Below are 13,808 nucleotides of genomic sequence, written 5' to 3' on the forward strand. Positions count from 1 at the left end.
TCCTATTTAATTCAACCAATCATCGGCAACTTCAACCCCTGCTCTTCAGCACAACGGATCGCCACCTCATACCCCGCATCCGCATGCCGCATCACCCCGGTCCCCGGATCATTCCAAAGCACCCGCCCAATCCGCTGATCCGCCTCGCGCGACCCATCGCACACGATCACCACGCCGGAGTGCTGGCTGTAGCCCATCCCCACCCCACCGCCATGATGCAGCGACACCCAAGTCGCCCCCCCCGCCACATTCAACATCGCATTGAGCAGCGGCCAGTCCGACACCGCATCCGAGCCATCCTTCATCGCCTCGGTCTCCCGGTTCGGTGACGCCACCGACCCCGAATCCAGGTGGTCACGCCCGATCACCACCGGCGCCTTCAGCTCGCCGTTGCGCACCATCTCGTTGAACGCCAGCCCCAGCTTGTCGCGCAGGCCCAGCCCTACCCAGCAGATGCGCGCGGGCAGGCCCTGGAAGCTGATGCGCTCACGGGCCATGTCCAGCCAGCGGTGTAGGTGGGCGTCGTCAGGGATCAGCTCCTTCACCTTCTGGTCGGTCTTGTAGATGTCTTCCGGGTCGCCACTGAGCGCCACCCAGCGGAACGGGCCGATGCCGCGGCAGAACAGCGGGCGCACGAAGGCGGGCACGAAGCCGGGGAACGCGAAGGCGTTGGCGCAGCCTTCGTCCTTGGCCATCTGGCGGATGTTGTTGCCGTAGTCGAAGGTGGGGATGCCCTGGGCATGGAAGGCGAGCATGGCCTCCACGTGCACCTTCATGGACTGCTTGGCGGCCTTGGCGGTGCCGGCCGGATCGCTCTTGCGGCGCTCGAACCACTGCTCCACCGTCCAGCCCTGCGGCAAGTAGCCGTTGACCGGGTCGTGCGCGCTGGTCTGGTCGGTGACGGCATCGGGGCGCACGCCGCGCCTGACCAGCTCGGGCAGCACATCCGCCGCGTTGCCCAGCAGCGCGATGGATTTGGCTTCGCCCGCGGCGGTGTACTTGGCGATGCGCGCCAGCGCGTCGTCCAGATCGGTGGCCTGCTCGTCGACGTAGCGGGTCTTCAGGCGGAAGTCGATGCTCTTCTGCTGGCACTCGATGTTGAGGCTGCAGGCGCCGGCCAGGGTGGCGGCCAGCGGCTGCGCGCCGCCCATGCCGCCCAGGCCCGCGGTGAGGATCCATTTGCCCTTGAGGTTGCCGCCGTAGTGCTGGCGGCCCATCTCGACGAAGGTTTCGTAGGTGCCCTGCACGATGCCCTGCGAGCCGATGTAGATCCAGCTGCCGGCCGTCATCTGGCCGTACATCATCAGGCCCTTCTTATCGAGCTCGTTGAAGTGCTCCCAGGTGGCCCAGTGCGGCACCAGGTTGGAGTTGGCGATGAGCACGCGCGGCGCGTCCTTGTGGGTGGGGAACACGCCCACCGGCTTGCCGGACTGCACCAGCAGGGTCTCGTCATCGTTCAAGTCGCGCAGGGAACGCAGGATGGCGTCGAAGCACTCCCAGTTGCGCGCCGCGCGGCCGATGCCGCCGTACACCACCAGCTCGGCCGGGTTCTCGGCCACCGCGGGGTCGAGGTTGTTCTGCAGCATGCGGAACGGCGCCTCGGTGAGCCAGCTCTTGCAGCTGAGCTCGGTGCCGCGCGGCGCGCGGATGGTGCGGGTGGTGTCGATGCGGGTGGGGGCGTTCATGGCGATCTCGCAAAACCGGTGAAAGCTCCGATTGTGGCGAGCCGGCCCCGGCGCGGAAAGGGGCGGTGCGGCATGGGCCTTGGCACGCGGTATTGCGTATGCTCGGCGATCCAGGCTCAACAGGAGTAAGCCGCATGCAATGGTGGATACGCGCGCCGCTGGTATGGGCGGCCTTGGGAACGATGACGACGGCAGCGGCGGGGGCGCCGCCGCAGGCACAGGCGCCCCTGAGCGTGCAGCAACGCGCGCAGGTCGCTGCGTTCGCCCGCCTGTACGGCTTGGTGCGCTACTTCTATCCCGGCGACGGGGCGCAACAGGTGGATTGGAACCGTCTGGCCGTGCTCGGTGCCGGCGAGGCCGCGCAGGCCCGCGATGCGCATGCGTTGCAAGGCACGCTGCAGGCGCTGTTCGCGCCGCTGGGACCGGGCATCGACGTCGCGGCGAGCGGCACGCCGTTGCCCGCGTGGCATGGCGGCGAGACTCCGCCGCTGGTGGCCTGGCATTACCTCGGCTTTCCTTCGCCGCGCAGCGTGTACCGCGGCGCTCGGACGCATCGCGCGGGAGCGCAGGCGTTCACCGGCTTGACGACGCAACAGCCAGCGATGCCGCTGCGCGGTCAAACCGTGCGTCTTCGCGGCGAGTTGCGCGCACTGGACCGAGAGGCGGCCCAACAACATGCGGGGCTTTGGCTGCGCGCCGATCGTGCAAACCACAGCGTGGCGTTTTTCCGCAACACCGCGAAAGAGCAGGTGCCGGACCAGGCCTGGCATCCCTACACGATCCAGACCACGTTGGCGCAGGACGTGGAGACCTTGAACCTGGGCGTGACGCTCACCGCCAGTGACGACGGCGCGACGTCGGCGGTGGCCGTGCGCCATCTTGAGCTTGCCGTGGACGACGGCCATGGCGGCTGGAAGGCATTGCCGCTTCCCGCGCTCGCTGCGGCGGCAACGCCCGGGCACGGGTGGATACCGGTTGGCGCGATCGACGGCAAGACGAGCCCCGCGCAGTGGCACGGCGACCAGGGCGGCTATCTGCAGCTGGCCGAAGCCGGAGGCCCTGACGCGCTATTTTCGGCCCCGCCCAGACCTGGCCACGTCGCCACGTTCCCGCTCGGCGACGGCTTAACCGCGCGCGTGGCGCTGACCCTAGGCGATGGCGAGGCAAAGGTGACCCCCGCGCAGGCAGAGGCACTGAGCGCTTTGAAGGCACGACTGGCCGCCTTGCCCGACCCGCACCAGTCGATCGCCAGCACGGCGGTGCGCCAGGGCGATGCGGTGGCCGCCTGGAGCGCGCTGCGGCACTTCTATCCCTACGAGGAGGTGCTGACGCGGCCATGGGACGCGCTGCTCGACTCCGCGCTCGCCGACACGGCCCGCGCAACCTCACGCGAGACACAGATGGAAGCGCTGCAGCGCCTAATGGCGCCGCTGCAGGACGCCCATGGCACGGTGATGGACAGCACGGTGCACAAACGGCTGAGCCTACCGGTGCAGTTGGCGCCGGTGGCTGGCCAGTGGGTGGTAGTCGCCACCACTGAGCCACAGCAGGCTCGGGTGGGCGACGTGGTCACGGCGCTGGACGGCGTGCCCATGCCGCAGGCGGCGGACGCGGTGCAGGCGCGCATGTCGGGACGGCCAGGCGTACGCCCCTGGAAGGCGTTGCAGACCCTGGCCTGGGGAGTCCCCGGACAAACCCATGCCTTCTCGCTGCGCCATGCCGACGGCACCACGAGTACGGTCTCGCTCGCCTACAGCGAGGCACGGACGCCGCAGCCACCGCGCCCCGCCGCGGTCGCCGAGCTGGCGCCGGACGTCTGGTACGTCGATCTGGCGCGCGCGCGCCTGGAGGACGTCGCGCCGCGCTACGCGCAACTGGCGGCGGCGCGTGCGGTGATCTACGACGACCGCGGCTACCCGAAGGATTCCCGCCTCACCCAGGGCCTGCTCGAGCATCTCCTCACCCATCCCGAACACGCCCGCTGGATGCACATACCGCGCTACGTCGGGCCGTTCGGCGAACGCGCTGGCTACGACGACCTCGGCTGGGACCTGCAGCCGGCGCCCCCGCACCTCGCCTCACGCGCCCTGTTCCTGATCGCCGGCAGCACCATCAGCCAGGCCGAGGCATTCGCCGGCTACGTGCAGGACGAGCGCCTGGGCACGCTCATCGGCAGTACCACGGCGGGCGTGGACGGCAACATCGCCACGATGATGCTGCCCTCAGGCATGGGCATCATCTTCACCGGCATGAAGGTGACGCACCACGACGGCACCGGCCGCTACCAGGCGCTGGGCACGACACCGGACGTGCCGGTCGAGCCGACTGTGGCCGGCGTGCGCGCCGGGAAGGACGAGGTGCTGGACGCCGCTCTGCGCATGGCGACCTCCGCGAAGTGACACGCTGGCTTTTGTGGAGATCACCGGGTGAGGACGGCGGGGTGGTGAGTGCGGGCGGGTCGGCGCGGGGGCCGAGTGCGGTGTGATGCGCGCGGTGCACGCAACGTTCTACGCCACGCGGTGGGCGATCACACCAGCAGCCAGCCCGCGTGCAGCGCCAGCACCACCAGGCTGATGCCCAGCCGCATGCGCCGGTACGGGGCAGTCCACAGCGGATCGCGCTGATCGATCACCAGCCAGATCGCGAAGCCGGCGGCGAGCAAGGCCAGCGCGTACATCGGCGCATGCAGCAACAGCAGCGCGGAGAAGCCGATGAGGCTGGGCATCACCGCTTCCACGAAGCGCAGCGGCGACACGCCGCCGGCCAGACCGCGGCCCCAACGCGCGCCACCGAGAAAGCTGAGGATCACCGCGCCGTAGGCCACGAACACCGCCGCGGCGAAGCCGGCCCAGGCGGGCCACACAAAGGCGGCGAGCAGCGCGCCGGCGAACGGCAGCACGCCGCTCCAGCCTAGCGCGAGCATGCCGCGCGGCAGCGGCGGTTTGGAGGTATCGATCATGCCCGGAACTCCTGGCCGGCACCGCGCCGGCGTCACCGGCCATGATCGCCGAAGCCGCCCGCCGCCCCAAGGGCGGGTGCTATACCGGCAGGCCGAGTGCGCGCATGTGGGCACGCAAGGCGTCCGCGCCCTGGAAGTGCCAGCCGTGCATGCCCAGCGCTTCGGCGGCGGCGACGTTTCGGAGTGAGTCGTCGATATAGAGCGTGCGCGCCGGCTCGATCGCGTAGCGCTGGATCAGCCGGTGGAAGATTTCAGGATCGGGCTTGATCAGCTGCTCCTCGCCGGACACCACGATGCCCTCGAACCAACCGAGAAAATCGAAGCGCTCGCGCGCCAGCGGGAAGGTTTCCTGCGACCAGTTGGTGAGCGCGTACAGGCGCACGCCCTGCTCGCGCAGTTCGCCAAGCAGGTCGACGGTGGGCTGGATCGGGCCGCGCAAGGTATCCAGCCAGCGCGTGCGGTAGGCGGCGATGTGCTCGGCATGGTGCGGGTGCTGCGCGCTGAGTACGGCCACCGCCTCGGCCCAGGGGCGGCCGGCGTCCTGCGCCAGGTTCCACTCCGGCGTGCAGACCTCGGCGAGGAAGCGCTCCATGGCAGCCTCGTCGTCGAACAGCGTGCGGTAGAGGTAGCGCGGGTCCCAATCCACCAGCACGCCGCCGAGGTCGAAGACCACGGTGTCGACGATGGGGCGATTGGGGTGTGCAGCCGGTACGGTGGCGGAGGGCATGGAGCGCGGGGTCGTGGATGGGGGCCTCATGCTAACCCGGCGCGGCGACCCTGCCGGTGGCCGTCGCCAGGTGGTCGGCCACCATGGTCGCCAGCGGCGCATGCGCAATCTGCAGCACCTCGAAGAGGCCGGCGGCGTGCAGCGGCACGGAAAGATCGAGCACCTCCTGCTCCAGGCGTTGACGGGCCGCTTCGTCGGTGGCGGCGAGCAACTGGCGTACGCGCAGCACGAAATGGGCGTGCAGCGGCGCGGGCGACGCTGCAGCGTCGATGGAACGGTGGGCGGGGCCGTCGAACAGCACGCCGCGGGCGTGCTGCGGGTGGAACAGCGCGGCCAGGCGCTGCATCGGCGAGGGGAGCGGAGCGGCGGAAAAAGACGTGGACATGGATCGTGCCTCGGTCGGGGAATGAAACGCGCGCGGCTTGTCTGCACGCGCGACCTGCGGCACGGTACGACCTCAACTTAACTTGAGGTCAAGCGTGTGAAGTCGAGCATGGGCAAGGCATCGGATGCTCCGGCGCTGAGCGTGGGCCAGGTGGCCGAACGCAGCGGGCTGAGCGTGTCGGCGATCCACTTCTACGAGAGCAAGGGGCTGATCCGCAGCTGGCGCTCGGCCGGCAACCAACGGCGCTACCGGCGCGACGTGCTGCGACGGCTGGCGGTGATCCGCGTGGCAAACCGCACCGGGCTGCCGCTGGCGTCGATCGCCGCGGCGCTGGCCGAGCTGCCGGACGAGCGCACGCCGAACATGGCGGACTGGAAGCACCTGTCCAGCCACTGGCGCGCCGAGCTGGACGCGCGCATCGCCCGCCTCACGCAACTGCGCGACGAACTCACCGGCTGCATCGGCTGCGGCTGCCTGTCGCTGAAGAAGTGCCCGCTGCGCAACGCCGAGGACCGACTCGGCGACAGCGGCAGCGGCCCGCGCCTGCTCGATGCCGATGCGCTGTAGCGCGCGGTGCATCGGCTTGGCGCACGGCGGCGCGCTGGCGCATCATCGCCCGACCACCAGCCGAAGGAGATCACGATGACGACCAGGGTGCTGGGCATCGACCTGCACGATGCCGGACGCGACGGGGTGTACCGGGTGGCACCGGATGATCCGGTGACGCTGGTCGGCGACGCCGAGCGCGCCGGGCTCGCACTGTTGCGCATCGATCTGGCCGACTGTCACGACGAGGCGACCGCGCTGCAGCGCATCGCGACGCAGGCGGGCCTGCCGGCGGCCGCTTCCGGCTCGTGGGCGCAGCTGGACGCGGCGCTGCGCGCCGATGAAGGCGCCGGACGCGTGCTGCTGTTCGATCACGCGGTGGCGTTCTGCCGCGCCGCCCCGGAAGCCTACGCGGCGAGCCGCCGCGCGCTGGAGGAGATGGCGCGGGCCGGGCATGCGCGGGGCGTGCCGTTCTTCGTGTTCATGGAGTTTCCGGATAACGAGACGCGCGACGCGGCAATCGACGCCTGAGCGCTCGCGCATCGCCCGGCACTGGCGGCGGCCAAGCGGCGCGCGGATGCTCGCGCGTACACCGTCTTGAGGAGTCCGGCCGATGATCCTGCTCGCTGCTTTGCTGATGACCGCGACGGCCACGCCGTCCCCCGCCTGCCAGGTGTGGCAACGCGAACAGGCGTTCGCGCGCAGCGTGCGTGAGCACGACGCGGCGGCGTTCCGAACCTTTCTTGCCAATGACGCGGTGTTCGATGCGAATACCACGCATCCGGTGCGCGGCGCGGCGGCGATTGCCGCGGCGTGGGCGCCGATCGTCGCCGGCAAGGAACTGCAATTGGACTGGCAGCCGGCCCACGTGGTGCTGAGCGCGGACGGTCGCCTGGCGCTGTCCAGCGGCCCGTACGTGCTCACCACGCACGGCAAGGATGGCCAGGCGCACACTACGATCGGGCACTTCAGCACGGTGTGGCGGCGCGGACGCGATGGGGCGTGGCGGGTGCAGTTCGACGGGGGTGATGAGGGGCGCCCGGCGGATGCGGAGGGGCTGGCGGCGTTTGCGCGCGGTGTGGATGCGGGGTGTGCGCTGGGGTTGTAGTTGGGTTTGGGATTAAGAGCCGGGTGGCGTGGGGTTTCGGGCCCTTCGACTTCGGCGCGAAGCGCCTACGCTCAGGGTGAACGGTTGGGGGGTAGTGGCGCGGGCGTGATGGGGCTCGACGGGTGCAGTTCGCTGGGGGTGACGAGGGGCGCCCGACGGATGCGGAGGGGTGGCAGCGTTTGCGCGAGGTGCAGATGCGGGGGCGCGCTGGGGTTGTAGCTGGAGATGCCGGTCCGCTTGGGGTTTCAGGCCCTTCGACTCCGGCGCGGTGCGCCTACGCCCAGGGCGAACGGTGTGAGGTGACGGCGCGTGACGCGCTTTCACCCGCGCAGCGGAAGCGCTGAAGGCCCTGGAGTCGGCCATGCCTATCAACCGAAGCGCCCACTCCCAAAAAACCGTTCGCCCTGAGCGTAGGCGCACCGCGCCGAAGTCGAAGGGCAGCCCCAACCGGAGAAGCACCACCCACCCCAGCATCCATGTCCGAAAACGGCGAGTTCGTCCGCCGAGCCGGTGCTAGCCTGCGCGGCATGGACACTCCCCTGCCCCCTGCACTGCCCGACGCGCGCACCTGCGAACGCGCCCGGCTGAGTCGCGACGCGCGCTTCGACGGCCTGTTCTTCACTGCCGTCACCAGCACGCGTATCTACTGCCGGCCGGTGTGCCCGGCGCCGTCGCCGAAGCCCACCAACGTGCGCTATTACGCGAGCGCGGCGGCGGCGGAAGCGGACGGGTTCCGCCCCTGCCTGCGCTGCCGACCGGAGCTGGCGCCGGGCAACGGCGACTGGCAGCGCGGTGGGCACGCGGTGGCGCGGGCGCTCACGCTGATCGAGCACGGCGCGCTGGAGACCGGCTCGGTGGATGAGCTGGCCGCAAGGGTCGATCTCGGCGCACGGCAGCTGCGGCGGCTGTTCGTGGAGCACGTGGGCGTGCCGCCGCTGAGCGTGCACACCACGCGGCGTTTGCTGTTCGCCAAACAACTGTTGACCGAGACGGCGATGCCGGTGACCGAGGTGGCATTGGCGGCGGGCTTCGGCAGCCTGCGTCGGTTCAACGCAGCGTTTGCGCAGGCGAACCGGCTGCCGCCACGCGAGCTGCGCCGGCAGCCGCGTGCGCCGGCCGGTGCACCGCTGGTGCTGCGATTGGGCTACCGACCGCCATACGATTTCACCGCGCTGCTGGCATTCCTTCGCGGCCGTGCGCTGCCCGGCGTGGAGGCGGTGGACGAGGCGAGCTACGCGCGCGTGTTCGGCGACCCTGCGCAGCCTTCATGGTTGCGGCTGAGCGCGTGGCCGCAAGGCGAGCACGCGCTGCGGCTGGAACTACACGGTGTGGCGCCGGCGCAGTTGCTGGGCGTGGTAACGCGGCTGCGCCGCATGTTCGACCTGGATGCCTCGCCGCAGGCGATCGCCGCGGTGTTCAAGCGCGATGCGGTGCTGGGGCCGCTGGCGAAGAAGCACCCGGGCCAGCGCCTGCCCGGCGGCTGGGACGGTTTCGAGATTGCCGTGCGCGCGATCCTCGGCCAGCAAGTGAGCGTGGCCGCGGCGCGCACGCTGGCCTCGCGCGTGGTGCAGCGCTTCGGCACGCCGCTGGTGGAGGCGCCGCTGCCGGGGCTGGAGCGGATCTTCCCTACGCCGGCGCAACTGGCCGAGGCGGACCTGGGCGCGCTGGGCATTACCGGCGCGCGCATCGCGACGATCCGTGCGGTGGCGCAGGCGTTGCTGGACGGGCGCATCGACTTTCGTCCGGAGCAGCCGCTGGACACGTTCGTGGAGCGCTGGGTGGCCCTGCCGGGCATCGGCGCGTGGACCGCGCATTACATGGCGATGCGCGCGCTGAGCCACCCCGATGCGTTTCCCGCGGCGGACCTGATCCTGCGGCGCGCGGCGGCGCCGGCCGGAGAGGAACTGAGCACGCGCGCACTGGAGCAGCGTGCCGAAGCGTGGCGGCCGTGGCGCGCGTACGCGGTGATGCATCTGTGGCGCAGCGTGGGCGAGGCGGCCGTGGCGACCGGAGCCAAGCGATGAGCGACGCGATCTGGTTCGACGAGATGCCCTCGCCGGTCGGCCCGCTGCGGCTGGTAGCCGACGAGCATGGGCTGCGGCAGATCTGGTTCGAGAACGAGCGGCACCCGAAACGCGCTGCGCCGCACTGGGTGCGCGCGCCGCGGGCGGTGCAGTTTGCGCGCGAGCAACTGGAGGAGTACTTCGCCGGCACGCGGCAGGTGTTCGAGCTGCCGCTGCATCCGGTGGGCACCCCGTTCCAGCTCACGGTGTGGCAGGCGCTGGCGGACATCCCCTACGGCGCCACGCAGAGCTACGGCGAGGTGGCGCGGCGCATCGGCGAGCCGCAGGCGGTGCGCGCGGTGGGCGCGGCGAACGGGCGCAATCCGCTACCCATTGTGCTGCCGTGCCACCGGGTCATCGGCGCGAACGGCAGCCTCACCGGTTTCGGCGGCGGCCTGCCGGTGAAGCAGTACCTGCTGGCGATGGAGCGGCGTGTGGCGCAGGGCGACCTGTTCGGCGGCTGAGGGCGCGGTGTGCCGAGCGGCACATTGACGCTGCGAAACTGGCACGTATACAGTGTATACATGCCTCGCCTTTCCACATCCGACAAGATCCTGCGCGCTGCGCTGAAGCTGTTCGAGCGCGGCGGCGCCGAGGCGGTAAGCATGCGCCGCATCGCCGACGCAGTCGGCATCACGCCGATGGCGATCTATCGCCACTTCCCCAATCGCGAGGCGCTGCTCAAGCGTCTGTCCGACGACAGCTTCCAGGCGATCGCGCACGAATGGGCGGCGCACGGCACGCACCCGGACGTGCTGGAACGGCTGCTGGCGCTGCTCACGCCCTACCTCGACTACGCGCTGGCTAACCCGCACCTGTTCGATCACGCGTTCTCGCTGCGACGTGACGACGCGCGTCGGTTCCCCGAAGACTTCCGCGAGCGCCAGTCGCCCACGCTCACCGTGATTGCCGACGCGATCGATGAGGGCATGCGTCAGGGGGTGTTGCGCAAGGACGATCCGTGGGACGTGGCGATGACGCTGTGGGCGCAGGCGCACGGCCTGATCGTGCTGTATCGCGCCGGTCGCTTCAGTTACGACGAGGCGCAGTTCCGCGCCTTCTATCTCGCATCGCTGCGGAGGGTGATCGATGGCATCAAGGCTTGATCGCAAGGGCTTGGCGCTGGGCCTGGCCGCCGTGGCGCTGTCGGCGCCGGGCTGGTGGTTCGGCAGCGGCCTGGCGCCGCAGTGGTGGCTGACCTGGCTGGCGCCGCTGCCGGTGCTGCTGCTCGCGCCGTGGGTGCGCCGGCGCTGGGCCGCGCTGGCGGCATTCGCGGCGTACGCGCTGGGCGGCCTGAACCAGTGGAGTTACCTGCACGGCTATATCGGCCTGCCGCTGGCGACGATCGTGCCGGCAGTGGCCGGGCCCGGCGTGACGCTGGCGCTTTGCGTGCTGCTGTTCCGTCGCCTGCTGGTGCGCGAGCGCCCCGTGGCTGCGGCGCTGGCGGTTCCGGCGCTGTGGGTGACGATCGAATACATCAACACGCAGCTCTCGCCGCACGGCACGTTTGGCAGTATCGCGTACACGCAGATGGATGCGCTGGCGATCCTGCAGCTGGCCGCTTTCACCGGGCTGTGGGGCATCAGCTTTGCGCTGTTGCTGGTGCCGGCCGTGCTGGCGGTGCTGGCCGCGCCGCAGGTGTCGGCGCGTGGTCGTCGCGCGGTGGCGGCGGTGGGCGTGGTGCTGCTCGGATCGGCGCTGGGATTCGGCGTCTGGCGGCTGCAGGCTCCGGCCGCGTCGACTGTACGGGTGGGCCTGGTGTCGCTGGAGAAACCCATTCGCCCCGCGCTGCGCGATGCCGCGGGACAGGCACTGCAGGCGCGCTACGTGGCGGCGATCGATCGCCTCGCGGCCGCCGGCGCGCAGATCGTGGTGCTGCCCGAGACCGTGCTGGCGACCGGCGACGCGACGCTCCCCGCGTTCGCGGACGCGGCGCAGCGCCACGGCCTGATCGTGGACGCGGGCATCGATTTCACCGGCGAGCCGCGGGCCGAACGCAACATGGCGATGGCCTTTGTGCCGGGCGCGGCGATGCCCGCCACCTACGCCAAGCACCACCTGATTCCCGGCTTCGAGAAGCAGTACACGCCGGGTGACGATTACCGAATGCTGCCGGGTACGCCGCGCATCGGCCTGGCGATCTGCAAGGACATGGATTTCCACGACATCGGCCGCGCCTACGCGGCGCGCGATGCGCAGTTGCTGCTGGTGCCGGCGTGGGATTTCAGCATCGACGGCTGGCTGCACGGCCGCATGGCGATCATGCGCGGCGTGGAGAGCGGCTTCGCGATCGCCCGCGCCGCGCGCTCGGGGCGCCTCACCCTGAGCGACGACCGCGGCCGCGTGGTGGCCGAGGCCTCGAGCGAGCAGCACGATGCCGAGCTGATCGGCGCGCTGCCGCTGCGCGATACGCACACGCTGTATGCGCGCTGGGGGAATTGGTTCGTCTGTTTGGGGATGGCCGCGCTGGCCGCGGCGCTGGTGGCGGCGGTGACGCCGCGGCGCGGGAACACGTCACGCACTTAGCGGCGGCGAGCGCTCAGCGGCCGCCGCTGCTGGAACTGCGCGCCGGCACGCTGCCTTCGCTGACCTGCGGCACCGGCTGTGGCAGCAACGCATCGCTGTAGCGCTGCACGCGATCGCGCTGCTGCGCGCGGTAGAGCTGATCCAGCGCCTGCTCGGCCTTGTCCACCTGCGCATCGTTGGCGGTGCTGCTGCTCGAAGCCGGGCGATTCAGGGCCGGGCGACGCGTGCGCTCGATCGCCTCCTGCCGCAGCTGGTGCTCTACCTCGCTCTTGCGCAACTGGTCGCGCACCTGGCTCTGCTGCACGGCCTGGCGGAAGCGCTGCTGCGCCGCCGTGGGCTGGATCAGCACCGGACGCGGCGGCGGTGTGGGCGGCACGGGCGGCTGGGTCTGGCGAGCCCAGGCAGTGCCGATCGCGGCGACCGCAAGAACGGACGCCGTCAGCGAGCAGGCGAAAACTTTACGAGATGTCATCGTCACACCTATGCGCGATCATGGCCCGTTGTGGTGTCGCTGATCGTAGGTTTCAACGCATGAAAATCCTGTTCCGTCTGCTCGGCTGCGTCCTGCTGCCGTTTGTCGCAGCCTGTGCCGAGCTTCCCGCGCAACACGTTGCCCCGCCCGCTTCGCCCACGCCGCTGCTGCTGGTTTCGATCGATGGCTACCGCTACGACTACCTCGACCGCGGCCTCAGCCCCACGCTCGCCGCGCTGGCGCAAGACGGTGTGCACGCCGAGGGCATGCAGCCCTCGTTTCCCTCGCTGACCTTTCCCAACCACTACACGCTGGTAACGGGCCTGCGCCCGGACCACCACGGCATCGTGCACAACACGATGGAAGACCCGCAGCTTGGCCACTTCGCGCTGAAGGATCGCCAGGCGGTGAGCGACGGCCGCTGGTGGGCCGAAGGCACGCCGCTGTGGGAAACCGCGGACCGCGCGGGCCTGAAGACCGCCACCATGTTCTGGCCCGGCACTGAAGCCGACATCCACGGCCGCCATCCCGATCACTGGCGGCCCTACGACGGCGCGGTGACACCCGACCAGCGCGTGGACCAGCTGCTCGCCTGGCTGGATCTGCCGCCCGGCCAGCGGCCGAGCTTTCTCACGCTGTATTTCGACGCGGTTGATCACGCCGGCCACGACTTCGGGCCGGACTCGCCGCAGGTGAACCAGGCCCTGCGCGAGACCGACGAGGCGCTGGGCCGGCTGGTCGCCGGGCTGAAGCAGCGCGGCCTGTTCGATCGCATCAACATCATCGTGCTGGCCGATCACGGCATGGCCACGGTGCCGGTGGGGCACGCCATTGCGCTCGACGATCTGCTGCCGCTGGACCAGGTGGATCTGGTGACCGCGGGCGTATTCGCCGGCATCGATCCGAAACCCGGCCACACGCGCGCGTTCGCTGCGATCGAGGCGCGCATGGAACAACCGCAGCAGCACATGCAGTGCTGGGACAAGACGCGCGTACCGGCCCGCCTCGCCTACGGCCATAACCCGCGCGTGCCGCAGTTGCTGTGCCTGGCCGATGTGGGCTGGACGATCTCTACGCGTAAGTACCTGGCCATGCATGCCGACGACCACGCGCGCGGCGAACACGGCTACGACAACGCCGACTTGCGCATGCAGGCGCTGTTCGTGGCGCACGGGCCGGCGTTCCGGCGCGGCGTGGGGCATGCGGTGTTCCCGAACGTGGACGTCTATCCGCTGATGGCGCACCTGCTGGGCATCACGCCCGCGGCGAACGACGGCAACTACGACGCGGTGAAGGACATGCTGGTGCCCGCAGCGCGCTAAGAGCATGGCGCAGCG

14 protein-coding genes are annotated in these 13,808 nt (G+C 70.3%); 9 read left to right on the forward strand and 5 right to left on the reverse strand.

Annotation, left to right across the window (positions count from 1 at the left end; all coding sequences use genetic code 11):
- Positions 1-11: 11 nt before the first annotated feature.
- Positions 12-1,685 (reverse strand): urocanate hydratase, encoded by a 1,674-nt coding sequence (gene hutU / locus ACQVBX_RS08490; RefSeq protein ID WP_431637908.1) that lies wholly within the window; start codon positions 1,683-1,685, stop codon positions 12-14.
- Positions 1,686-1,819: 134 nt separating this feature from the next.
- Between hutU and ACQVBX_RS08495 the strand changes: the two genes are divergently transcribed.
- Positions 1,820-4,084, forward strand: coding sequence for a S41 family peptidase (locus ACQVBX_RS08495; RefSeq protein WP_431637910.1), 2,265 nt, complete (start codon positions 1,820-1,822; stop codon positions 4,082-4,084).
- A gap of 128 nt (positions 4,085-4,212) precedes the next feature.
- Here ACQVBX_RS08495 and ACQVBX_RS08500 read toward each other — a convergent pair whose 3' ends face one another.
- From ACQVBX_RS08500 to ACQVBX_RS08510, 3 genes are all read right to left on the reverse strand, one after another.
- A complete protein-coding gene (locus ACQVBX_RS08500) occupies positions 4,213-4,644 on the reverse strand; it encodes a DUF3429 domain-containing protein (RefSeq protein ID WP_431637912.1) in 432 nt (143 codons plus the stop codon).
- 79 nt (positions 4,645-4,723) lie between these two features.
- Positions 4,724-5,371 (reverse strand): HAD family hydrolase, encoded by a 648-nt coding sequence (locus ACQVBX_RS08505; protein WP_431637914.1) that lies wholly within the window; start codon positions 5,369-5,371, stop codon positions 4,724-4,726.
- 31 nt (positions 5,372-5,402) lie between these two features.
- The gene (locus ACQVBX_RS08510) at positions 5,403-5,756 is read right to left on the reverse strand and encodes a hypothetical protein (protein WP_431637917.1); all 354 of its coding nucleotides are present in this window, start codon (positions 5,754-5,756) and stop codon (positions 5,403-5,405) included.
- A gap of 108 nt (positions 5,757-5,864) precedes the next feature.
- Between ACQVBX_RS08510 and soxR the strand changes: the two genes are divergently transcribed.
- From soxR to ACQVBX_RS08545, 7 genes are all read left to right on the forward strand, one after another.
- Entirely contained in the window at positions 5,865-6,323 is a 459-nt protein-coding gene (gene soxR / locus ACQVBX_RS08515) for a redox-sensitive transcriptional activator SoxR (RefSeq protein ID WP_431637919.1), read from the forward strand.
- Between the two features lie 75 nt (positions 6,324-6,398).
- Positions 6,399-6,833, forward strand: a complete 435-nt coding sequence (locus tag ACQVBX_RS08520) for a barstar family protein (RefSeq protein WP_431637922.1) — start codon at positions 6,399-6,401, stop codon at positions 6,831-6,833.
- A gap of 82 nt (positions 6,834-6,915) precedes the next feature.
- Entirely contained in the window at positions 6,916-7,410 is a 495-nt protein-coding gene (locus ACQVBX_RS08525) for a YybH family protein (RefSeq protein WP_431637924.1), read from the forward strand.
- A 527-nt stretch (positions 7,411-7,937) separates the two neighbouring features.
- Complete coding sequence (locus ACQVBX_RS08530; RefSeq protein ID WP_431638141.1) at positions 7,938-9,434, forward strand: AlkA N-terminal domain-containing protein; 1,497 nt, start codon at positions 7,938-7,940, stop codon at positions 9,432-9,434.
- The gene (locus tag ACQVBX_RS08535; protein WP_431637926.1) at positions 9,431-9,937 is read left to right on the forward strand and encodes a methylated-DNA--[protein]-cysteine S-methyltransferase; all 507 of its coding nucleotides are present in this window, start codon (positions 9,431-9,433) and stop codon (positions 9,935-9,937) included. Before ACQVBX_RS08530 ends, ACQVBX_RS08535 begins: the two co-directional genes overlap by 4 nt.
- Positions 9,938-9,997: 60 nt before the next feature.
- Positions 9,998-10,579, forward strand: coding sequence for a TetR/AcrR family transcriptional regulator (locus ACQVBX_RS08540; RefSeq protein WP_431637928.1), 582 nt, complete (start codon positions 9,998-10,000; stop codon positions 10,577-10,579).
- Complete coding sequence (locus tag ACQVBX_RS08545; RefSeq protein WP_431637930.1) at positions 10,563-11,999, forward strand: nitrilase-related carbon-nitrogen hydrolase; 1,437 nt, start codon at positions 10,563-10,565, stop codon at positions 11,997-11,999. Before ACQVBX_RS08540 ends, ACQVBX_RS08545 begins: the two co-directional genes overlap by 17 nt.
- A 13-nt stretch (positions 12,000-12,012) precedes the next feature.
- On the opposite strand, the gene ACQVBX_RS08550 is transcribed toward ACQVBX_RS08545, so the two are convergent.
- Entirely contained in the window at positions 12,013-12,471 is a 459-nt protein-coding gene (locus tag ACQVBX_RS08550; protein ID WP_431637932.1) for a hypothetical protein, read from the reverse strand.
- 59 nt (positions 12,472-12,530) lie between these two features.
- On the opposite strand from ACQVBX_RS08550, the gene ACQVBX_RS08555 reads away from it, so the two are divergent.
- A complete protein-coding gene (locus ACQVBX_RS08555; protein WP_431637934.1) occupies positions 12,531-13,793 on the forward strand; it encodes an ectonucleotide pyrophosphatase/phosphodiesterase in 1,263 nt (420 codons plus the stop codon).
- Positions 13,794-13,808: the final 15 nt, after the last annotated feature.

It is taken from the genome of Dyella thailandensis, from assembly GCF_050749815.1.
GTDB lineage: Bacteria > Pseudomonadota > Gammaproteobacteria > Xanthomonadales > Rhodanobacteraceae > Dyella_A.

Excerpts from the sequence above, each read along its gene's own strand:
- hutU (WP_431637908.1), bottom strand. The coding sequence starts at position 1,685 with ATGAACGCCCCCACCCGCATCGACACCACCCGCACCATCCGCGCGCCG.
- ACQVBX_RS08495 (WP_431637910.1), top strand. The coding sequence starts at position 1,820 with ATGCAATGGTGGATACGCGCGCCGCTGGTATGGGCGGCCTTGGGAACG.
- ACQVBX_RS08500 (WP_431637912.1), bottom strand. The coding sequence starts at position 4,644 with ATGATCGATACCTCCAAACCGCCGCTGCCGCGCGGCATGCTCGCGCTA.
- ACQVBX_RS08505 (WP_431637914.1), bottom strand. The coding sequence starts at position 5,371 with ATGCCCTCCGCCACCGTACCGGCTGCACACCCCAATCGCCCCATCGTC.
- ACQVBX_RS08510 (WP_431637917.1), bottom strand. The coding sequence starts at position 5,756 with ATGTCCACGTCTTTTTCCGCCGCTCCGCTCCCCTCGCCGATGCAGCGC.
- soxR (WP_431637919.1), top strand. The coding sequence starts at position 5,865 with ATGGGCAAGGCATCGGATGCTCCGGCGCTGAGCGTGGGCCAGGTGGCC.
- ACQVBX_RS08520 (WP_431637922.1), top strand. The coding sequence starts at position 6,399 with ATGACGACCAGGGTGCTGGGCATCGACCTGCACGATGCCGGACGCGAC.
- ACQVBX_RS08525 (WP_431637924.1), top strand. The coding sequence starts at position 6,916 with ATGATCCTGCTCGCTGCTTTGCTGATGACCGCGACGGCCACGCCGTCC.
- ACQVBX_RS08530 (WP_431638141.1), top strand. The coding sequence starts at position 7,938 with ATGGACACTCCCCTGCCCCCTGCACTGCCCGACGCGCGCACCTGCGAA.
- ACQVBX_RS08535 (WP_431637926.1), top strand. The coding sequence starts at position 9,431 with ATGAGCGACGCGATCTGGTTCGACGAGATGCCCTCGCCGGTCGGCCCG.
- ACQVBX_RS08540 (WP_431637928.1), top strand. The coding sequence starts at position 9,998 with ATGCCTCGCCTTTCCACATCCGACAAGATCCTGCGCGCTGCGCTGAAG.
- ACQVBX_RS08545 (WP_431637930.1), top strand. The coding sequence starts at position 10,563 with ATGGCATCAAGGCTTGATCGCAAGGGCTTGGCGCTGGGCCTGGCCGCC.
- ACQVBX_RS08550 (WP_431637932.1), bottom strand. The coding sequence starts at position 12,471 with ATGACATCTCGTAAAGTTTTCGCCTGCTCGCTGACGGCGTCCGTTCTT.
- ACQVBX_RS08555 (WP_431637934.1), top strand. The coding sequence starts at position 12,531 with ATGAAAATCCTGTTCCGTCTGCTCGGCTGCGTCCTGCTGCCGTTTGTC.